Annotated in this window: 16 protein-coding genes; 12 read left to right on the top strand and 4 right to left on the bottom strand. The window is 64.7% G+C overall.

Translation table 11 applies throughout. The features are described from left to right. Positions 1–17: 17 nt before the first annotated feature. From ptsP to L2I41_RS12275, 4 genes are all read right to left on the bottom strand, one after another. Positions 18–2,543 carry a phosphoenolpyruvate--protein phosphotransferase gene (gene ptsP, locus L2I41_RS12290; protein ID WP_237153856.1) on the bottom strand — a complete coding sequence of 842 codons (2,526 nt, stop codon included), beginning with the start codon at positions 2,541–2,543 and terminating at the stop codon, positions 18–20. 13 nt (positions 2,544–2,556) lie between these two features. Continuing rightward, positions 2,557–3,420 carry a PRD domain-containing protein gene (locus L2I41_RS12285; protein WP_237153855.1) on the bottom strand — a complete coding sequence of 288 codons (864 nt, stop codon included), beginning with the start codon at positions 3,418–3,420 and terminating at the stop codon, positions 2,557–2,559. A 197-nt stretch (positions 3,421–3,617) separates the two neighbouring features. Continuing rightward, the gene (locus tag L2I41_RS12280) at positions 3,618–5,810 is read right to left on the bottom strand and encodes a glucose PTS transporter subunit IIA (protein ID WP_237153854.1); all 2,193 of its coding nucleotides are present in this window, start codon (positions 5,808–5,810) and stop codon (positions 3,618–3,620) included. A gap of 325 nt (positions 5,811–6,135) precedes the next feature. Next, entirely contained in the window at positions 6,136–7,167 is a 1,032-nt protein-coding gene (locus tag L2I41_RS12275) for a LacI family DNA-binding transcriptional regulator (protein ID WP_237153853.1), read from the bottom strand. A gap of 340 nt (positions 7,168–7,507) precedes the next feature. Here L2I41_RS12275 and L2I41_RS12270 point away from each other — a divergent pair, with 340 nt between their 5' ends. The 12 genes from L2I41_RS12270 to L2I41_RS12215 all read left to right on the top strand — a co-directional run bounded on the left by L2I41_RS12270 (position 7,508) and on the right by L2I41_RS12215 (position 20,238). After that, positions 7,508–8,761 carry an ABC transporter substrate-binding protein gene (locus L2I41_RS12270; protein WP_237153852.1) on the top strand — a complete coding sequence of 418 codons (1,254 nt, stop codon included), beginning with the start codon at positions 7,508–7,510 and terminating at the stop codon, positions 8,759–8,761. A 63-nt stretch (positions 8,762–8,824) separates the two neighbouring features. Further along, positions 8,825–9,742, top strand: coding sequence for a carbohydrate ABC transporter permease (locus tag L2I41_RS12265; protein ID WP_390634160.1), 918 nt, complete (start codon positions 8,825–8,827; stop codon positions 9,740–9,742). After that, positions 9,735–10,616, top strand: a complete 882-nt coding sequence (locus tag L2I41_RS12260) for a carbohydrate ABC transporter permease (RefSeq protein ID WP_237153850.1) — start codon at positions 9,735–9,737, stop codon at positions 10,614–10,616. The genes L2I41_RS12265 and L2I41_RS12260 overlap by 8 nt, the downstream gene beginning before the upstream one ends. Before the next feature lie 63 nt (positions 10,617–10,679). After that, positions 10,680–11,732: an ABC transporter ATP-binding protein gene (locus tag L2I41_RS12255; protein ID WP_237153849.1), complete on the top strand. Its 1,053-nt coding sequence runs from the start codon at positions 10,680–10,682 to the stop codon at positions 11,730–11,732. Positions 11,733–11,780: 48 nt separating this feature from the next. After that, the gene (gene yicI / locus L2I41_RS12250) at positions 11,781–14,084 is read left to right on the top strand and encodes an alpha-xylosidase (protein WP_237153848.1); all 2,304 of its coding nucleotides are present in this window, start codon (positions 11,781–11,783) and stop codon (positions 14,082–14,084) included. A 416-nt stretch (positions 14,085–14,500) separates the two neighbouring features. Continuing rightward, complete coding sequence (locus tag L2I41_RS12245) at positions 14,501–14,776, top strand: hypothetical protein (protein ID WP_237153847.1); 276 nt, start codon at positions 14,501–14,503, stop codon at positions 14,774–14,776. 72 nt (positions 14,777–14,848) lie between these two features. Beyond that, positions 14,849–15,883 (top strand): aldo/keto reductase, encoded by a 1,035-nt coding sequence (locus L2I41_RS12240; protein WP_237153846.1) that lies wholly within the window; start codon positions 14,849–14,851, stop codon positions 15,881–15,883. Continuing rightward, positions 15,880–16,215 (top strand): ABC transporter permease family protein, encoded by a 336-nt coding sequence (locus L2I41_RS12235; RefSeq protein WP_237153845.1) that lies wholly within the window; start codon positions 15,880–15,882, stop codon positions 16,213–16,215. Before L2I41_RS12240 ends, L2I41_RS12235 begins: the two co-directional genes overlap by 4 nt. Positions 16,216–16,305: 90 nt before the next feature. Continuing rightward, positions 16,306–17,682 carry a pyridoxal-phosphate dependent enzyme gene (locus tag L2I41_RS12230; RefSeq protein WP_237153844.1) on the top strand — a complete coding sequence of 459 codons (1,377 nt, stop codon included), beginning with the start codon at positions 16,306–16,308 and terminating at the stop codon, positions 17,680–17,682. After that, positions 17,679–18,851: a trans-sulfuration enzyme family protein gene (locus L2I41_RS12225; protein WP_237153843.1), complete on the top strand. Its 1,173-nt coding sequence runs from the start codon at positions 17,679–17,681 to the stop codon at positions 18,849–18,851. The genes L2I41_RS12230 and L2I41_RS12225 overlap by 4 nt, the downstream gene beginning before the upstream one ends. Before the next feature lie 188 nt (positions 18,852–19,039). After that, positions 19,040–19,690, top strand: a complete 651-nt coding sequence (mtnB, locus tag L2I41_RS12220) for a methylthioribulose 1-phosphate dehydratase (protein WP_237153842.1) — start codon at positions 19,040–19,042, stop codon at positions 19,688–19,690. Then, positions 19,687–20,238, top strand: a complete 552-nt coding sequence (locus tag L2I41_RS12215) for a 1,2-dihydroxy-3-keto-5-methylthiopentene dioxygenase (protein WP_237153841.1) — start codon at positions 19,687–19,689, stop codon at positions 20,236–20,238. Before mtnB ends, L2I41_RS12215 begins: the two co-directional genes overlap by 4 nt. The last annotated feature ends 4 nt before the right edge of the window (positions 20,239–20,242 follow it).

Below are 20,242 nucleotides of genomic sequence, written 5' to 3'. Positions count from 1 at the left end.
CCTTGACAAATAGGGGATCAGGCGGTCAGGGCGAGCGCGCGTACCGCGTCCGGTCCGTCGGCCAGCAGCGCCTTGTCGGCCAGTGCCTTGCACTGGGCGAAGGACAGGGCGGAAATGGTCGCCTTGATCTCGGGAATGGCGGCCGGCGCGGCGGACAGCTCCGTCACGCCGAGGCCGACGAGGATCGGCGCGGCCAGCGGGTCCGACGCCGCGCCACCGCACACCGCCACCATGCGCCCGCGCGCCGCCGCGCCTTCGCAGGCGATGCGGATCAGGCCGAGCACGCCGGGATGCAGGGCGTCGACGCCGGCGGCGACGGCCGGATTGCCGCGGTCCATGGCCAGCGCATATTGGGTGAGGTCGTTGGTGCCGACCGAGAAGAAGTCGCAGACTTCGGCCAGCTGCCGGGCGGCAACGGCGGCGGCGGGGATCTCGATCATCGCCCCGACCTCGATCGGCTCGGACCGGCCAATCGCCTGTCGCTCCTGTTCGACCATCGCCCGGACTGCCACCATTTCGGAGACGGAGGCGACCATGGGCACCATGATGCGCGTGACGCCATAGGGCTTGACGCGCAGGATCGCACGGATCTGCGTGCGCAGCATGTCAGGCTGGGCGAGGCCGACACGCACACCGCGCAGACCGAGGAAGGGGTTCTCTTCCTTGGGCAGGGACAGGTAGGCGAGCGGCTTGTCGCCGCCCACATCGAGCGTGCGGATGATCAGCGGCCGACCGCCGAGCTCGTCGGCGATGGCCTGGTACTCGGCCAGTTGTTCGTCTTCCGTCGGCGCGGCGGCCCGGTCCTGGAACAGGAACTCGGAGCGCAAGAGGCCGCAGCCTTCGGCCCCCTCGGCAACGGCCCCCTTGCCTTCGCCGACCCGACCGAGATTGCCGAACACCTCGATGCGCTTGCCGTCGCTCAGGCGGCACTCGCTGGAGGCGGCGGCACGCTGGGCGGCCTTGCGTTCGACACGCTCGGCAATGCGACCACGGACGGCGTCCACTTCGCCTTCGGTCGGGAAGACGGTGACATTGCCGAGACCGGCGTCGACGATCACCTCGGCGCCGTCGGGGATGCGGTCGGCCTCGGGACCGAGCGCCACGATGGTGGGAATGCCGAGACCTGCGGCGATGATCGCCGCATGGGACGTCGGCCCGCCATCGCGCATGAGGATGGCGGCGAGATGGCCGGCAACGAGGCCGGCGGTTTCCGACGGCAGGATTTCGTCCGCCAGCACCACCGAACCCGCTGGCAGACTGGCGAGGGTGGCGGTGTTCTCCTTGCCCGTGAGCACGGCGATCACCTGGGCAGAGACGTCGCGCATGTCGGCAGCCCGTTCGGCAAGGCGGGCATCGGCAAGACCGGCCAGCACTTCGGCCTGACGCGCGCAAGCCTTGGCCCAGGCCCATTCGGCCGAGCGGCCGGCGGCAATGTCGGCCTCGGCCGTCTCGGCAAGCTCGGGATCGTCAAGGATCTCGCGATGGGCTTCGGCCACGCCGGCCCGCGCGCCCGAGGCGCCATCGCCAATGCGAGCAGCAACGACGGTCAGCGCATTGCGCAGGCGCTGCCGCTCGACTTCGATGCCCTGACCATTCGGCGGCAGCTCGACCTCGGCGCGGCCATGACGGACGATCGGTCCAAGTGCCACGCCGGCAACCGCCGAGCGGCCGCGTATGACAGCGTTGGCACCAGGCACAAACGGCTCACCCAACGGTGAAGGCAGAGGAGCCGAGGCAGGAGAGGGTGTCTCCGACGCCAACTCGTCGCCCGGTCCGTCGGAGATCGTGTCGCCAAGTCCGCCGACGATGAGATCCAGCAGCATGTCCGCAGCCGCCTCCGCTCCGGCCCCGTCAACGCGAACGTCCAGCGTGTCGCCGAAGCGCGTGCCGAGGCTCATCAGCGCGACGACGCTCTTGCCGTTGACGCTCTTGCCATGGGCGGAGACGGTGACCGAGCCGCCATGGGTCTTGGCAGCATTGGCGAGCTGCGCCGCCGGGCGGGCGTGCAGTCCGTGGGGAATGCGCAGCGCCACAGAGAGCGAAACGCTGTCGCTGACGTCATCTGCGCCCGCTGCCGCCGTGCCGGTGGACACCAGCGTCAAGGCCGCATCGCCGAAACTCAGCGTGCCGGAGGTGGTAGCCGCCAGGATCTTGAAGGCGTCGCCATTGGTGATGATCACCATGGAGATCAGCGAAGGAACCTTGGGGCGGACGGCGGCGATGTCGAATGACACCAGGAGGTCGCCCTTGGTCACCCGCTGGCCTTCCGCCACATGGGCCGTGAAGCCGGCCCCGGCGAGGGTGACGGTGTCGACGCCCACATGCATCAGCACTTCCGGTCCCTCGTCCGCACGCACGGTGACGGCGTGTCCGGAGGCATGGGTGGCGATGACGGTGCCGGTGCAGGGCGAGCGTAACTCGCCCACGTCGGGATCGATGGCCAACCCGTCGCCCACCATACCGCCGGCGAAGACGGGATCGGGGGAAGCTGCCAGCGGAAGTGCGCGACCGGAAAGGGGCGAGAAGACATACAGACTGGACACGGTCGGACCTTTCTCAAGCAGCGGAGGGATCAGCCCCATTCGGGGCACCGGATCGGTTGGCGAAGCGGTAGATGTGCAGGGCGATGTAGAGCGTTTCGTCTTCGTGGATGGTCCAGTTCATCTCGCGTGCCATCAGCTCCACGATGGAGCGCGCACAGTCGTAGATGCGGGCATCCTGGGTCTTGAAGGTGGTGGCGAGGTCGCCGACGGGCAGGGTGCGGCGGCCGCCACGGGCATGGTCGAGGAAGAGGTAGCGCAGGTGCGCGGCAAGCCGTGCCAGTTCGATGGAATCTTCGGGGATGGTGAGCCCGAGATTGGTCTGGATGGTGCTGACCACCACGCGCAGCATTTCGGTCATGCGCACCATCTCGCCCATCGGGCGGACACCCACCTGGGCGTTGACGAAATGCATGGCGAGCGGCACCGCCTCCAGCGCGGGAAGACGGATGCCAGACCGGCTCTCGATCAGGTCGAGCACGGCTGAGCCGAGCGACACTTCACGCGGATAGAGCAGGCGGACTTCAGAGGCGAGGGGATAGTCGATCGGCTCACCCTGCCGCTGCAAGGCAAAGGAAATATGGTCGGCCAGCGCGATGAGGGCGCGATCGTCGAGCGGCGCCGACAGGCGAGCGCGGGCAAGCCGCAGAACGTCTTCGGCAATCACGATATGCTCGATGGGGATTTCGGCCACGAGCCCGGCGAGCTGGGCGGTGGACGTCGTGGCTGCCGGCAGAAAGCGGCGCTCGATCTTTGCGGGATCAAGATCATCGCCCGTGCGACGGTTGTAGCCGAGACCCTTGCCCTGAACGACGACTTCCTTGCCGTCGCCGTCCCGGGCCAAGACAACATTGTGATTGAAGACCTTGATGACTTTCATTCCGCCCTCCCCATGCGCCCCGTCGCCAGGGGATCCCTGGTCGCGGATACGTCAACTTGTCTCTCGCCCCGGCGCCGCTCTCACGATGTGCAGGCACGCTCCTCGGGTGTCCCTGCAATCTTGATGCGATCGTCCTCCCACCAGGGCGATACTGGCGGCTGGACATGCCAGCCGCCAGCGTGTTCTTCACGCCCTGATCAGGCGGTTGCCGGCTGCAGCTGGCCGACTTGCAACAGCCGCTCGCCAGCAGCCACGGCCGACTTTGCGACAGCCTGCAGCGTGTAGCTTGCCGAGTTGCGGACGATGACCGGGGTCGTCGTGTCGAAGCCGGCCTTGGCGATGCCGACAAGATCGGCTTCCAGTAGCAGCTGGCCGACCTTCACCTTGTCCCCCACCTTCACATGCGACCGGAACAGGCCCGGCTGGGCATTGACGGTGTCGATACCGACGTGGATCAGCAGCTCCACGCCATCGTCGGTCATCAGAGTGACTGCGTGACCGGCGATCGCGCTGACGACGCCGTTTGCGGGCGACTGGACATGGCCGTCCTGCGGGCGGATGGCGATGCCGTCGCCCAGCATGCGGGCGGAGAAGGCGGCGTCGGCAACGTCCGACAGGGGGATGACCAAACCGGTCATCGGGGCGGCCAGATCCTGGATCGGCGCACCGGCAACGCGAGCCGGAGCGGCAACCAGCGGCGCACCAGCCGTCACGGCTTCGGGTTCCACGGCGTCGAATTCCCCTTCCGTGACCGGATCGCGCCACAGGGCAAGCGACAGGGCCAGCGATACGACGAAGGCGACACCCATGCCGACAAAGGCATTGACGATGTTCGACGGATTGTCCGGCGCCATGAACACGGCCATGGTGGCAAGGCCGGGGCCGGCGGCCACATGGCCGGTCACCTGGGTCAGGCCAAGATAGGTGCCGGCGGCGAGAGCGCCACCGAGCACGCTCCACAGAACGCGCTTGTTCTGCAGCGTCAGGCCATAGAGCGCCGGTTCGGTGATGCCGAACAGGGCCGAGGTGCCGACCGAGAAGCCGGTCGCGCGGATCTCGGGGTTCTTGGTGCGGATGGCCACGCCGAAGGCCGCGCCGGCTTCGGCGATGTTATGGGCCAGATGGGCGGCATTGTAGAACGGGTCCGGCTTGCCGGCGCCGAGCTGCGAGACCACGTAGGGCAGGAAGGGCTTGTGCATGCCGAGCGCCACCAGGAAGGGCAGGGCCATGGCCATGCCGGCGGTCGCCGCCCAGCCGATATGCTCGTGGGTCCAGAGCACGGCGGTGGTCAGATAGGTACCGACGGTGAAGCCCGCGGGGCCGAGGATGGTCAGCGACACCGGCACGGTCACCAGCAGGCTGAGCATGGGAACGGCGAAGATGCGGACCACCTTGGGCACATAGCGCGTCCAGAAGCGCCAGTTTAGCGACAGGAAGACCACCGTCAGGATCGACGGGAAGACCTGCGCGTTATAGGACACGTTGGCGATCGGCATGCCGAACACCGTGATGCCCTTGCCGACCAGCGTGGCAAGCGCCGGCAGCAGCAGCGGCGCCACAGCAGCGATGGCGACGATGCGGTCGACGTTGAGCTTGTTCGCCGTGGTGACGGCCACCATGAAGCCGAGGAAGAAGAACACGCCGTTCGGGACGGCCATCAGCACCTGGTAGGTGTCGGAGGCCGGATCGACCCAGCCGGCGAAGGATAACAGCGTCAGCATGGCCTTCAGCATGCCGGCGCCGGCGATGGCCGGAACGAGCGGCTGGAACACACCGATCACGAAGTCGATCAGCGTGGCGCCGACGCCTGTCTTCTTGGCCGCGCCGCCGGTGAAGCCCGTGCCGAGCTTGGGGAAGGCGCGCTGGATGGCGCGGAAGACTTCGACGACCTCATTGCCGATGATGACCTGGGTCTGCGCGGCCGTGACGACACCGAGGATGCCCTTGGTGCCCTTGAGCTTGTCGACCTTGGTTTTGGACGGATCGACCAGAGAAAAGCGCAGGCGGGTGGAGCAATGCTCAAGCGCCTTGACGTTGCCAGGGCCGCCGATGCCGTCGATGATGGCTGCGGCCAGACGGTCAAAGCGACCGGCGGCGTCTGCAGCCGGGGCGCTTGGCGCCACCGGCGCAGCAGCAACCTTGCTGCCTTCGACCAGCGTCTTGACCTCGGCGCTCACCGGGGCGACGACCGGGCCAAGAACTATCTGGAACTGCCCACCGCGGGCAAGCGTGCCGAGCACGCCCGGAATGGCCTGAATGCGCTGCGCATCGGCCTTGGCGATGTCGGTCAGGGTGAGGCGAAGCCGCGTCATGCAGTGATCGATCTCGGCGATGTTGGCAACACCGCCAACACCGTCGACGATCTGGCGCGCCGTACTCGTGTGGTCCATGAAAACCTCCCTAGGTTTTGTTCGCACGTCGGTCGGATTGGGTCGTGGGCAAAATCTGGGCAATAAAAAAGGCCTGAGGGCCACCAGGTCTCCCTGGAAGCACTCAGGCCTTGCCCGCAATTGCGGTCACAATCCTGTATCGAACGACGGAGTCGTTAACTCGATTATTATCGTAACAGCGCTGCCTTATTTTTGTCAATAAGCACAGATTCTGATCATCGGGCCTTTGCTTTGCCTCCAACGAAAGATTGCTGCTACCGGCAGACGAGTTGCGAGGCTGCGGAGTAGACGCAAGGTTTCGGTGGACGCCTTTGTTGGGCCGTTGTCACCGAATGACGAGGCCATCGCTTTCCCCTTCGATCAACTCGCTCGGCCAGACCTGACGGACGACACCCGACGGATAGGACTTTGCAAAGCGGGGCATGGAGGCCAGCAAGGCTTGGCCAAGCGCGATACCAAGGCTGTCGAGATCCTCGCGAAAATAGGTCAGCCGCGGCGACAGAAACGGCGACTGCGGACTATCGCGGCCAATCACGGCAATGTCCTTGCCGGGTTCGACGCCCGCTTCGATCAGGCGGCGATAGAGGCCGATGGTCAAGCCGGGGTTGAGCAGGATGATGGCCGTTGGCCTGTCGGGGAGCGCCAGGAGGCGGCTCGCGATGTCGTAGCCGCTGGCTTCGTTGGGTACGAAGCCGAAGATCAGCTCAGGATCGAGGGCAAGACCTTGCGCGTGCAAGGCGGATCGAGCAGCTTCCGTGAACACGAAGCCAAGGTTGGTCTCGTCGTTGGGCACGGTGATGGCAATCCGCCGATGCCCCTTGCTTGCGAGACGCGCGATCGAAACCTCGGCGATGCCGGCGAAATCGGTATCGATCCAGGGCTGACCGGCGTCGCTGCTCGACCGGCCCAGCGTGACGAAGGGGACGCCACGCTCGGCAAGGAAATCGATACGGCGATCGACGTGCTGGGTCGAGGACAGGATGAAACCATCGGCAAAGCCGCGCGACACCATGCGCTTGAGATAGTCCTCTGCGTCTTCGTCAGACGGGCAGAGCAGGGCGACCAGGTCGAGACGGTGTTTGGCCAATGCGGTCTGGATGCCGCTGAACACACCCATGATGAAGGTGTCGCCGTGGCCGGTGATCTCATGGCCCGTCTGCATCACGAAGGCGACGACACCGGTCTGTCCTGCCCGGAGGCTGCGTCCGGATTGGTTGGGAACATAGCCGAGCCGCAGAGCCGCTTCCTTGACGCGCTGGCGCGTGGCGTCGTTGACATCGGGTCTATTGTTGAGGGCGCGCGATACCGTGCCGATCGATAGGCCCAGTTCGTCAGCCAGTCTCTTGATGCCAATCATCGTCCCGCGAATGCCTCCCGCTGCCACCCATAAAGCAAAGTGATGCATTGGCCAATTGACTCACGACCACATTGAGACATAATACCGTAAACGTTTACGGAAACGATTGCCATGTTGGAGTGCGTCGTTTTCGTACCGAGAAGGAGGTTCCCGGTCGGTGTGCCGCCGGGTTCGGTTTGCACCGCGAACCAAATGCTTGAGACCTGATCGTGCAGCGCTCCGGCGCCGTGTCCGCACACTGGGGGAGGGAGCCCCTGGTCGGCGGCAACTTGGCACGATCCCGTCATCGGAAATCCGCGCAGCGGTTTCCGCAAAGAGTTGTTTCAGGGAGGAGACCCACATGAAAAAGCTTTCGAAACTCGCGTTGGTGCTGGCTGCCGTGACCGCATTGGGTGCGGTGTCGGCTGAAGCGAAGACCTTCAAGGTCTGGTGGTACGAGCCGGCAGACGGTGCACTCGGCATTGCCTGGCAGGCAGCGCTCGACAGCTTCAAGAAGAGCCATCCCGACGTTGACGTGAAGTTCGAGCTCAAGACCTTCGACCAGATCAACCAGGCTGGTTCGATGATCCTGAACTCAAGCGAAGCCCCAGACGTCCTCGAATACAACAAGGGCAACGGCACCGCCGGTCTTGCCGCCTCGCAGGGGCTGCTGCAGGCGATGGACGACGAGTACAAGGCACGCGGCTGGGACAAGCTGGTGCCGGAATCGGCACTGGCGCTCGGGCGCTATGACGAGAACGGCGTCTTCGGCACCGGGCCGCTGGTCGGCATGCCCAACTATGGCGAGTTCGTCTCGGTCTTCTACAATGAGGACATGCTCAAGGCGCGCGGCCTCGAGGTTCCCAAGACCTTCGAAGAGTTCGAGACGGTTCTTGGCAAATTCGCCGCCGAAGGCATCACCCCGATCGCCGAGGCCGCCAACGACTATCCGGCCCAGCACCTGATGTACATGCTGGCGCTCAAGAATGCGGATGCGAACTGGATCAGCAACTTCGAGGGTCTCAAGGCGCCGCTCGATACCGCTCCCTTCGTTGCCGCCGGCAAGACGATACAGGATTGGGTCGCCAAGGGGTATATCTCCAAGGATTCGACCGGCATGACTGCCGACGACATGACCAACCAGTTCATGGCCGGCAAGAGCCCGTTCGTCGTGGGTGGAACCTGGCTGTCGACCAGCTACGGCAACATCAAGACCTTCCACGCCGGACAGTTCCTGTTCCCGGGGCAGCAATACGCGCCCGGTTCGACCGGCAACATGTGGGTCGTTCCGGCCAATGCCCAGAACAAGGACCTTGCCTATGACTTCATCGGCATCACCCTGTCCAGCGACATCCAGACCCTGATGGGCAACAAGGGTGGCCTGCCGATCGCCGCCGATACCGCCGCGATCACCGATCCGGTCGGCAAGCTGACCACCAGCCTGTTCAAGGATCTGGTGGCGCGCAACGGTCTTGGCTTCTACCCGGACTGGCCGGTTGCCGGCTTCTACAATGAAGTCCTGCAGGCGACCCAGGCTCTGGTCGGTGGCACCGCAACCCCGGAAGAGTTCGCTGCCCGCCTCAAGACTTTCTATGACGAAGGTCTGAACAAGTAAGCCGCCTGACACTTCACGCGAGGCGGTTCGCCGCCTCGCTCCATCTTGCGGGCAAGCGACTTCATGGCAATGCAAACGACCCTACGTCGGCGCTCATCCTCGGCCTATTGGCTCTATCTGTTTCCCGGCCTCTTCGGTTTTCTCATCGTGGTCGGGATTCCCTTTCTCATGAATATCGGCGTCAGCTTCACCAGCTGGCGCGGCATCGGTATGCCGAAGTTCGTCGGGCTGGCCAACTACGCACGCCTGATCGCCGACAGCGCTTTCTGGATGTCGCTGGAGCATACCCTGTTTTTTGTCGTCGCCATGGCCGTGGTACCGACCCTCATCAGTCTGCTGGTTGCTTCGGTGCTGTTCGACTACATCAGCGTGCGCTTCGGACAGGGCCTGTCGAGCTTTTTCCGCGCTGGATATTACCTGCCGCAGATCCTGCCGATCTCGGTGGCCGGCGTCCTCTGGGGCTGGATTCTCAACCCGCATGGCGTGCTCAACATGATCCTCGAGGCCACCGGCCTCGGCGGCCTTGTCGGCAACTGGCTCGGCGATCCGGATCTCGCCATCCTCTCGGTCGGCTTCGTCATGGTCTGGCTGCAGATCGGCTATTCGCTGGTCGTCTTCATGGCCGGTCTCGCCCGGGTCGATCCCTCGCTCTACGAGGCTTCCGAACTGGACGGCGCCGGCTTTCTCCAGCGCTTCTGGTACATCACCATCCCCATGCTCAAGCCGGAAATCTTCGTCATCGGCCTGACCACCACCATCGCCGCCCTCAAGGTATTCGCGCCGGTCTATGTCATGACCAATGGTGGACCGAACAACGCCACGCTCGTTCCGTCCTTCTTCTCCTTCTACCACTTCTTCTCGACTGTCCGGGTCGGCTACGGCGCCGCCGTCGCCACAGCGCAGACGGCCATCACCATCGTGCTCGCCGCCGTCTTCCTGTGGGTGCAATCGCGTCAGACCGAGGAGGGCGACCATGACTGACACGTCCGTTCCTGCGGCTCCGGGCCCAACCGATCGCAACATTCCGCGCGGCAAGCGGGGCGCGCTGCGCTGGTGGGTGCTGGCATTCCTCTTCGCCTTCCTCGCCTTCATGCTGGCGCCGATCTTCCTGGCGCTCAACAATGCGATCAAGACCGCGACCGATTACGCCACCAACGGACCGCTGGCTTTGCCGCAAAGCTTCACCGTCGAGGGGCTGCTCGGCTTCTGGTCCTACGTGGACTTCACCTCGAAGATCTGGAACAGCCTGCTGCTGAGTGCCGCGGTGGCGCTCTTCGGCGTGATCCTCAGCCTGCTCAATGCCTATGCCATCGGTGTCGGCCGCATCAGAGGCGGCAGAGCCACGCTGGTGATCCTGCTGCTCGGCATCATGATCCCGCAGGAATCGCTGGTTTACCCGCTCTATTATCTGGCGAAATCGAGCGGCCTTTACGACTCCCTCTGGGCGCCCATCATCATCTTCACCGTGCTGCAATCGGCCTTCGGCACCTATCTCCTGTCGGCGGTGATGACCACATTCCCGCATGAGATCCTCGAGGCAGCGCGGGTGGATGGCGCCAACCGGTGGCAGATCCTGTGGTATGTGGTAACGCCGATCCTGAGGCCGACGCTGGCGGTGCTCGCCACCTTCTTCTTCATCTGGACCTGGAACGAGTTTCTCATTCCGCTGGTCCTGCTGGTCTCCAACGCCAACCAGACCGTTTCGGTCGCCATGGGCGCGCTCAGCGGACAATATGTCTCGCAGCCGACCATCACCGCCGCAGCCGCGCTGCTCGGCATCACCCCGACCATCATCTTCTTCCTGATCTTCCAGCGCACGCTGACCAAAGGCGTCGTGGTGGGAGCGGTGAAGTGACGGCCGTGGCGCCGCGCGAGAACGTGCCGTCTCGTCGGCCAATCCATAGGGAGGGATGAGTTCGTGGGTGCCGTCTCGATCAATAGTGTCCGCAAGAGCTTTGGCCATGTGGATGTGTTGCACAACATTTCCGTCGACATCGCCGAGGGCGAGTTCGTGGTTCTCGTCGGCCCGTCAGGCTGCGGCAAGTCCACGCTGCTGCGCATGATCGCGGGGCTGGAGGACATCAGCGCCGGCGACATCTCCATCGACGGCCGCATCGTCAACGCGCTTGAGCCCAAGGACCGCGACATCGCCATGGTGTTCCAGTCCTACGCGCTCTATCCGCACATGACGGTGGCCGACAACATGGGCTTCTCGTTGAAGCTAGCCGGTGTGCCCAAGGCCGATCGACGCAAGCGCGTCGAGGAGGCGGCAGCCATTCTTGGTCTCACCGATTATCTCGACCGCCTGCCGCGCCAGCTGTCCGGCGGCCAGCGCCAACGCGTCGCCATGGGGCGCGCCATCGTTCGCAAGCCGGCGGTATTCCTGTTCGACGAGCCGCTCTCCAATCTCGACGCCAAGCTCAGGGTGCACATGCGCTCGGAGATCAAGCAGAACCATCAGCGCTTCAGGACCACCACCGTCTATGTGACGCACGACCAGATCGAGGCCATGACCATGGCCGACCGTATCGTGGTGATGAACGCGGGGCGGGTCGAGCAGATCGGCTCGCCGCTCGAACTCTACGACCGGCCGGCCAATCTCTTCGTCGCCGGCTTCATCGGCTCGCCTGCCATGAACATGCTGTCGGGCAGGCTGGAAGCCGACGCCTTTGTCGCCGCCGACGGCACGCGCATCGCCCTTGCCGAGCACCGGGCTGCTGGTGCCGGTCGCGCTGTTACGCTCGGTATCCGCGCGGAGCATTTTGCGCTCGATGGTGAGGGACTGGCAGCCGAGGTCCTGACCGTCGAACCGACTGGCTCGGAAACACAGGTTCTGATGCGCCTTGCCGGGCAGGACGTGGTGGCTTCCTTCCGCGAGCGCGTCACGGCGCTGCCGGGCCAAACACTTGGTGTCCGGCCGATGGCCGAGGCCTTCCACCTCTTCGACTCCGAGACCGGTGTCCGGATCTAACTCACGATGGGCCGGCAACTTGCCGCCCCGTACAGGATGCTTTGCGAGATGAAATTCAGCGATGGCAATTGGCTGGTTCCCAAGGAACTATCCCTTCTTCATCCGGTCTTCGTGCACGAGGTGCGCATCGAGGGCGACGAACTGATGGCGCTCGTCGCCTCGCGCCCGCTCAAGACGCTGGGCGACCAGCTCAACCTGCCGGTCTTCACCTTGCGCCTGTCGGCCCCGGCCGAAGGCGTCATCTGCGTCAGCCTCCAGCATTTCGCCGGAGGCCTGCCGCAGAAACCTCAGTTTGCCCTCAACCGACAGACCGGCGTCGGCCGCATCGAGGAGACCGAGAGCACTGTCTCGCTGCACTCTGGAAGCCTCGCTGTCCGCCTGCCGCGCTCGGGTCCCTACGCCCTCGACTTCCTGCGTGGCGACGAACGGCTGACCGGTTCGCGCCTGAAGGCCAGCGGACACGCGGTCGACGAGCGGGATGGCAGCGCACACGTGTTCGAGCGCCTTGACCTCTCGGTCGCTGAAAATGTCTATGGCCTCGGCGAGCGCTTCGGCGCCTTCGTCAAGAACGGCCAGACGGTGGACATCTGGAACCGCGACGGCGGCACCGGCACCGAACAGGCCTACAAGAACATCCCCTTCTTCCTGACCAACCGTGGTTGGGGCTTGTTCGTCGACAATCCGGGCCGCGTCGAATTCGAGATCGCCTCGGAAAAGGTGTCCAAGGCCCAGTTCTCGGTGGCGGGCGAAAGCCTCGACTATTACGTCATCGACGGACCCAGCCCCAAGGAGGTGCTCACCCGCTACACCGGGCTGACCGGACGCCCGGCACTGCCGCCGGCCTGGTCCTTCGGCCTTTGGCTCTCCACCTCGTTCACCACCCGCTATGACGAGGAAACCGTCACGGGCTTCGTCGAAGGCATGCGCCAGCGCGGCATTCCCCTGCGGGTCTTCCATTTCGACGCCTACTGGATGCGCGGTCTGCACTGGTGCGACTTCGAGTGGGATCCCAAGATCTTCCCCGATCCGGTCGGTCAGATGGCGCGGATGAAGGAAGGCGGCGTCAACGTCTGCGTCTGGATCAATCCCTACATCAGCCAGTTCTCGCGCCTGTTCAAGGAAGGCAAGGAGAAGGGCTACTTCCTCAAGCGCCCCGACGGCAGCGTCTGGCAATGGGACCTGTGGCAGCCCGGCCAGGCCATCGTCGACTTTACCAATCCCGAAGCCGGCGCCTGGTTCTGCAGCCATCTCAAGCGCCTGATGGACATGGGCGTCGACGCCTTCAAGACCGATTTCGGCGAGCGCATCCCCACCGACGTGATCTGGCATGACGGCTCCGACCCGGAGCGCATGCACAATTACTACGCCTATCTCTACAACAAGGTGGTCTTCGACTTCCTGACCGCCGAGAAGGGCGGCGACGCCATCGTGTTCGCCCGGTCGGCCTCGGTCGGCAGCCAGCAGTTCCCGGTGCACTGGGGCGGCGACTGCGATTCCAACTATGAATCCATGGCTGAATCCTTGCGCGGTGGCCTGTCGCTCGGCCTGTGCGGCTTCGGCTTCTGGAGCCACGACATTGGCGGCTTCGAGGGCACGGCGACGCCCGACGTCTACAAGCGCTGGTGCGCCTTCGGTCTGATGTCGAGCCACAGCCGGCTGCACGGTTCGGACAGCTACCGCGTCCCCTGGGCATTCGACGAGGAGGCCGTCGATGTGCTCCGGCATTTCTCCAAGCTGAAATACGGCCTGATGCCCTATCTCTGGGCCGTCGCGCGGGAAGCTCGAGACGCCGGCGTTCCGATGATGCGGGCCATGGTGCTCGAATTCCCGGACGATCCCGGCGCGGTGCTGCTCGACCGTCAGTATATGCTCGGCGGTTCCCTGCTTGTCGCACCGGTCTTCGCCAAGTCGGGCGTGGTCGATGTCTATATGCCCGCGGGCACCTGGACCCATTACCTCACCGGCGAGAAAAAGTCGGGCGGCTGGCACCGCGAGACCCACGACGTCTTCTCGCTGCCTCTCTACGTGCGGGAGGACAGCCTGCTGGCTGTCGGCGCGCGCGACGACACGGTGGACTACGACTATGCCGGCGAGGTTGTGCTCGAACTCTACGCCTTGGGTGACGGTCGCACGGCGCGGTGCGTCGTGACGAGCGGCGGGGAGCAGGGTGGTCGGGTGTCGGTCGTCGCGACCCGCACAGGCGACGAGATCGTCATCTCCGCTGAGGCGAACCGTCCTTGGCAGTTGCTGCTGGTAGGCTATAAGGCACGCTCGTCCACGGGCGACGCTGCGGAGACCAGCCGCGGCACGCTTGTTGCCGGCAGCGACGGCCTGCGTCTGACGCTGCTCTAAAGGGGCGGCGGCCGCTCCCGGCATTGCGCGGGAGTGGTGCACTTGACTGGTATCAGCGCTCCATCGGTGGAACGTCTCGTGTTGAAATACCGGGCCTCCCACCGATGGAAAGGCGCGAAGGCCAGAGCCGGGCGACGACGTGCGGAGTGCGGCGCGTCGAGGCCTCGCAATCGGCTTGCCTGAGGCCGCCCGCCCGCAGTGTATTTTCGCTCAAGGGAACAACGTTCCATTCCCCGCCCCCAAAAGCGGAATGGAGTTTCCGCTGATCGAAAAATTATAAAATCTATCGACCTAATAGTTTATTGGCGACTTGGTTATCTTGGACTGGAGATCTTGCGAGGCAGGACATCCGGGCTCTGGTAGCTCAGTTTGCTCGGCTTCGCTCCGGTATCCACGGCTATTCCAACGGGGTGATCATGGTCGACCGCAACGACGAACTCCAGTGGAGCTTCTTTCGCAATCGCCGCAGTCTCTTGAAGACCGCTGCAGCGGCAGCCGCCTTGCCCTTTGGCGCCCGGCTCGCCGCCGCGCAGGAACATTCGGACAAGACCATCCATCCGCAGTTCATTCAGCAGCACGTGGTCACCGGCAAGAAGCTGGCATCCGACTTCGATGCGCTAACCGGTGCGAAGGTGCCGGAGCAGGCGATTGCCGACTCCCACACCAAGTGGACCGAGATCATCGAGGGTTGATTGTCCCTCAACGCTCTGTGCCCCGGCCCAACCAGCGGCCGGGGTACTCCTTTTCCTTTCGGAGATCCCGCCATGCCAACCTCATCGCTTCCTACGCGCCCGCTCGGGCGAACCGGTTTTGACATCACGCCGGTTGGTTTGGGTGCTTGGGCGATCGGCGGCGCCGACTGGACCTTCGGATGGGGGCCGCAGGACGACGCCCAGTCCATCGCCACCATCCGCCATGCGGTGGAACGCGGCGTCAACTGGATCGACACGGCACCCATCTACGGGCTCGGTCATTCGGAAGAAATCGTCCGGCGGGCGCTCGCGGAGATTCCGCAGGCGGAGCGGCCATATGTCTTCACCAAGGCCGGTCTGGAGTGGGATGGCCGCAGCCGCAAGGCCTATCCCAAGTTCATCGCCTCGCCACGCCGGTTGAAGAAACAGGTGGAAGCCTCGCTGACGCGTCTGGGTGTCGAGACCATCGATCTTCTGCAGATTCACTGGCCGCCGCGCGACGGAACGGAGATCGAGGAATATTGGGCCGCGCTCGTGGACCTCAAGCAGGCCGGCAAGCTGCGAGCCATCGGGCTTTCCAACCATGACGTGGGAGCGCTGGAGCGCGCCGAACGCGTTGGTCACGTGGATACGTTGCAGCCACCGTTCTCGGCTCTGACCCGGGGCGTGGCCGCCGCCGAGTTGCCCTGGTGCCAGAACAACGAAACCGGCGTCATCGTCTACAGCCCGCTGCAGAATGGCCTTTTGACCGGCGCCTTCTCCGCCGATCGCGTGGCCGCGCTGCCAGCTGACGACTGGCGCAAGCAAGGTGCCGACTTCGTCAGCCCGGCCCTCGAGCGCAATCTCGCCTTCGTCGAGGCGTTGAAGCCGATCGCCCGACGCCGCGACAGTTCGGTGGCCGCCGTGGCCATCGCCTGGGTCTTGGCCTGGCCCGGCGTCAGCGGAGCCATCGTTGGCGCGCGCCGGCCGGAGCAGATCGACGGCTGGCTTGATGGCGCCACCCTGTCCCTCACGGTGCGGGACTTCTTCGATATCTCCAAGGCGTTGGACGACACGGGCGCAGGCACCGGCCCAACCCATCCTCATCGCCTGCAGGTGGCCGCGTGATCCTGGTTCTCGACCCGAGTGAGGCTGGAACAGCTGCCTATGGCTGGCTCGCGATGCGCGCTGCCATGCGGCGTCTGACTCGTTTGGTGACCCGCGGGATCTGCGTTGCGCCGCTCGCGTGGTTCTCATTGGGCATTGCCGCCACCACCTTCACCTTCGGCGACGCTTCGCACGCGCTGACGGTGGGAATCTCGCTGTTCCAGGGCGGTTTTCTGGTCGATTTCGGCCAGATGGCCGCCGCCTCGCTGACCGGTATCGCGCTGGTTGACCTGATCGCGCTGTTCGCCCAGCGCCACCTCGTCCGTGGGGTGGCCCATGGCGGCGTGAACTGAATGCCTCGCGGGTGACGGGGCAAATTTGCGGCCCTCGTTTCTCGCGTTCCTCGATTTGAGACCTGTTGGAAACATGGAGCCCGCGCAGCCATGAGTGAATTACGCAAGCCCGCAAGGTCCGTGCTGGACCTGATCGGATCGACGCCGCTCGTCGAACTCACCACCTTCGACACCGGCCCTTGCCGGTTGTTCGTCAAGCTCGAGAGCAACAATCCCGGCGGCTCCATCAAGGATCGGGTGGCCCGGTCGATGATCGCCGCCGCCGAGGCCGACGGACGGCTGAAGCCGGGCGGCACCATCATCGAGGCGACGGCCGGCAATACCGGCCTCGGCCTCGCGCAGGTCGGCCTGCCGCGCGGCTATCGCGTGATCCTGGTGGTGCCTGACAAGATGTCACGCGAGAAGGTCGGCCATCTCCGCGCCATGGGCGCCGAGGTACGCACGACCCGCTCCGACGTCGGCAAGGGGCACCCTGACTACTACCAGGACATGGCCGAGCGGCTGGCCGCCGAGATCCCTGGCGCCTTCTACGCCAACCAGTTCGCCAATCCCGCCAATCCGCGGGCGCATCAGACGACCACCGGTCCGGAACTGTTCGAGCAGCTCGACGGCGACATCGATGCGGTGGTGGTCGGTGTTGGTTCGGGCGGCACCCTCACCGGGCTCGGTCGCTATTTCCGCGAGGTCTCGCCCAAGACCAAGATGATCCTCGCCGATCCGGCCGGGTCGGTGCTGGCACCGCTCGTCAAGACCGGTGAACTGATCGAGGCCGGCTCTTGGGCCGTCGAGGGCATCGGCGAGGACTTCGTGCCGCCCAACTGCGATCTGTCGCTGGTGGCCGACGCCTATACCATCACCGATGGCGAGGCCATCAGCACGGCGCGGCAGTTGCTGACGCGCGAGGGCATCCTGGCCGGATCGTCGTCCGGCACGCTGCTCGCCGCCGCTCTGCGCTATTGCCGCGCCCAGACCACGCCGCAGCGGGTGGTGACACTCGTCTGCGATACCGGGTCAAAATATCTTTCCAAGGTCTATGACGACGGTTGGCTGGCAGAGCAGGGCCTTGCGGGGCGCGAACTCAACGGTGACCTGAGCGACCTGATCCTGCGTTCGCACAGTTCTGGCATGACGGTCACCGTGCGCCCCGACGATACGCTCGCCACGGCCTACAAGCGCATGCGCACCGCCGACGTCAGTCAGGTGCCGGTGGTGGACGGTGAGCGCCTCGTCGGCATCGTCGATGAGAGCGACATCCTCGGTGGGCTGGACGCGGGCGGCAAAGGCTTCCGCGACACCGTGGCCTCGGTGATGGTGCGCGACCTGCACACGCTCGACGTGACCGAAAAACTGGACGCCCTGCTGCCGATCTTCGATCGTGGCGAAGTGGCGCTCATCCTGTCCGAGGGGGAGTTCCTCGGCCTCATCACCCGCGTCGATCTGATCAATCACCTGAGGCTGCATTCGTGACCAACTCGCTTGCCAACCATCGCCTGGCCTTTTCCACCCGCACCGTGCACGGTGGCCAGAGCCATGATCCCACCACCGGCGCGGTGATGGTGCCGATCTACGCCACATCCACCTTCGCGCAGGAAAGCCCCGGCGTGCACAAGGGCTGGGAATATGCCCGTTCGCAGAACCCCACGCGGCAGGCCTTCGAGCGCTGCATCGCGGATCTGGAAAGCGGCACCGCCGGCTTTGCCTTCGCCTCGGGCCTTGCGGCCATTTCGACCGTTCTCGAACTGCTCGACCATGGCGGTCATGTGGTGGCGTCCAACGATCTCTACGGCGGCACCTTCCGCCTGTTCGACAAGGTGCGGGCGCGCACGGCTGGGCTCAGCTACACGCTGGTGGATTTTGCCGACCTTGCCGCCGTCGAAGCGGCGATCCGGCCGGAAACCAGGCTGATCTGGATCGAGACGCCCACCAACCCGACCCTGCGCATCGCCGATCTCTCCGCGCTTGCCGGTATCGCCCGGCGGCACGGGCTGATCTCGGTCGCCGACAACACCTTTGCCAGCCCCTACAACCAGCGGCCGCTGGAACACGGCATCGACATCGTCGTGCATTCGACCACCAAATATCTCAACGGCCACTCGGACATGGTCGGCGGCTCGGTGGTGGTGGGCGCCAATGCGGAGCTGCGCCAGAAGCTCGGCTTCCTGCAAAATGCCATCGGTGGCATTTCCGGCCCCTTCGACAGCTTCCTGGCACTGCGCGGCTTGAAGACGCTGGCGCTGCGCATGCAGCGGCATTCGGAAAACGGGCTGGCCATCGCCCGCTATCTCGAAACGCGGCCGGATGTGAAGCAGGTGATCTATCCCGGCCTCGAAAGCCATCCGCAGCATGCGCTGGCCAAGGCACAGATGAAAGCCTTTGGTGGCATCGTCACCTTCGTGCTCGACCGCGATCTTGCGGGGACAAAGCGCTTCCTCGAGAACACCCAGCTGTTCACGCTGGCCGAGAGCCTTGGCGGCGTTGAAAGCCTGATCGAGCATCCGGCGATCATGACGCACGCCTCGATCCCGCCGGAGCAGCGGGCGGCGCTGGGCATTTCCGATGGTCTGGTGCGCATCTCCGCCGGCATCGAGGACGGTGACGACCTCATCGCCGACCTCAAGGCGGCGCTGGACGCGTGATTTGAAAAGGCCGATGGCCGGGCAGGGGATCACACACAACCTTCCGACCATCGGCAAAACCATTCTCCTGCGGCAGCTCGCAGCGAACCGTTTTTTCTCTCCCGCAAACAAATCGGCATCACGATGCCTCAAGGTCACAAGGCGAACCGGCTAGATTTACGACATAAAGAATATGGAGTTTATCGACTATGTCGGTTTTGGCGCGTGAAGTCGCTCTCCCCGGAAGTGCGGAGGCCGTTGCCCAGGTGATCGAGGCCGGCCGTGCCGCGTCCGCCCGCGGCTGGGTCCCGGCCACCTCCGGCAATTTCTCTGTTCGCATCGACGCCGAGCATATCGCCGTCACCCGCTCAGGCGTCGACAAGGGTGCCCTGACGCCCAAGGACGTGCTGATCCAGAATATCACCGAGCCTTTGGTACCCCGTTCGTCGGCCGAAGCCGGCTTGCACACACGCCTCTATGCCGACAATCCCGGCATCGGCGCCATCTTCCACGCCCATGCGCCGGCTGCGTCCGTCCTGGGCCGCCGTCACGAGGCTGCCGGGCGCGTTCTGATCGAGGGCTGGGAGCTGCAGAAGGCTCTGAAGGGCGTGACCTCGCATGAGACCGTCGTCGAAGTGCCGGTCTTCGCCAACGATCAGGATATCGCCGCACTGGCCGACCGCGTTGCAACGCGCCTGGCGGTGCCGGCGGAGGCAGCCCGTTTCGCGGCGCCCGGATATCTCCTGGCCGGCCACGGGCTCTACGCCTGGGGTGCCGGTGCCGACGACGCTTTCCGTCACCTCGAAGCCCTCGAAGTTCTCTTCAACCAGTTGATCCTGTTCAGGAGCTACCAGCCATGACCCAGTTGATCGTCTACGAGGCCGGCAATCCGGCCAATGTCCTGCTCGACACCCGCGACTTCCAGGTGATTGCCGAGGCAGTCTCGAGCCTAGGGGCCCGCATCGAGCGTTGGGAAGCCTCCCACCCGCTCAAGACTGACGCCTCCAGCGAAGAGATTCTGACCGCCTACGCTCCGGAGATCGATCGCCTGAAGTCCGAGCGCGGCTACACCAATGCCGACGTGGTCCACATCAAGCCGGGCAATCCCAACTGGCCGGCGCTGCGCCAGAAGTTCCTCGGTGAGCACATCCACGACGAGGACGAAGTGCGCTTCTTCGTCGAGGGCTCCGGCGCCTTCTATCTCCACATCGGCGACAAGGTCTACGAAGTGGTCGGCGAGGCCGGTGATCTCCTCTCCGTCCCGCATGGCGTCAAGCACTGGTTCGACGGCGGCCCGGTCGGAAACTTCACGGTGATCCGCCTGTTCACCAACCAGGAAGGCTGGATCGCCCATTTCACCGGCGACGATATCTCGGCGACCGTTCCCTATTACAACGAAGCGGCCTGAGGAC

The organism is Oryzibacter oryziterrae (genome assembly GCF_021864535.1).
Taxonomy (GTDB): Bacteria; Pseudomonadota; Alphaproteobacteria; order Rhizobiales; family Pleomorphomonadaceae; genus Pleomorphomonas; species Pleomorphomonas oryziterrae.
The sequence above is the reverse complement of the archived record's forward strand: the minus strand, read 5'-3'. Positions and strand labels throughout refer to the sequence as shown.

Excerpts from the sequence above, each read along its gene's own strand:
- yicI (WP_237153848.1), top strand. The coding sequence starts at position 11,781 with ATGAAATTCAGCGATGGCAATTGGCTGGTTCCCAAGGAACTATCCCTT.
- L2I41_RS12260 (WP_237153850.1), top strand. The coding sequence starts at position 9,735 with ATGACTGACACGTCCGTTCCTGCGGCTCCGGGCCCAACCGATCGCAAC.
- L2I41_RS12265 (WP_390634160.1), top strand. The coding sequence starts at position 8,825 with ATGGCAATGCAAACGACCCTACGTCGGCGCTCATCCTCGGCCTATTGG.
- L2I41_RS12285 (WP_237153855.1), bottom strand. The coding sequence starts at position 3,420 with ATGAAAGTCATCAAGGTCTTCAATCACAATGTTGTCTTGGCCCGGGAC.
- L2I41_RS12275 (WP_237153853.1), bottom strand. The coding sequence starts at position 7,167 with ATGATTGGCATCAAGAGACTGGCTGACGAACTGGGCCTATCGATCGGC.
- mtnB (WP_237153842.1), top strand. The coding sequence starts at position 19,040 with ATGTCGGTTTTGGCGCGTGAAGTCGCTCTCCCCGGAAGTGCGGAGGCC.
- L2I41_RS12240 (WP_237153846.1), top strand. The coding sequence starts at position 14,849 with ATGCCAACCTCATCGCTTCCTACGCGCCCGCTCGGGCGAACCGGTTTT.
- L2I41_RS12280 (WP_237153854.1), bottom strand. The coding sequence starts at position 5,810 with ATGGACCACACGAGTACGGCGCGCCAGATCGTCGACGGTGTTGGCGGT.
- L2I41_RS12230 (WP_237153844.1), top strand. The coding sequence starts at position 16,306 with ATGAGTGAATTACGCAAGCCCGCAAGGTCCGTGCTGGACCTGATCGGA.
- L2I41_RS12215 (WP_237153841.1), top strand. The coding sequence starts at position 19,687 with ATGACCCAGTTGATCGTCTACGAGGCCGGCAATCCGGCCAATGTCCTG.
- L2I41_RS12270 (WP_237153852.1), top strand. The coding sequence starts at position 7,508 with ATGAAAAAGCTTTCGAAACTCGCGTTGGTGCTGGCTGCCGTGACCGCA.
- L2I41_RS12245 (WP_237153847.1), top strand. The coding sequence starts at position 14,501 with ATGGTCGACCGCAACGACGAACTCCAGTGGAGCTTCTTTCGCAATCGC.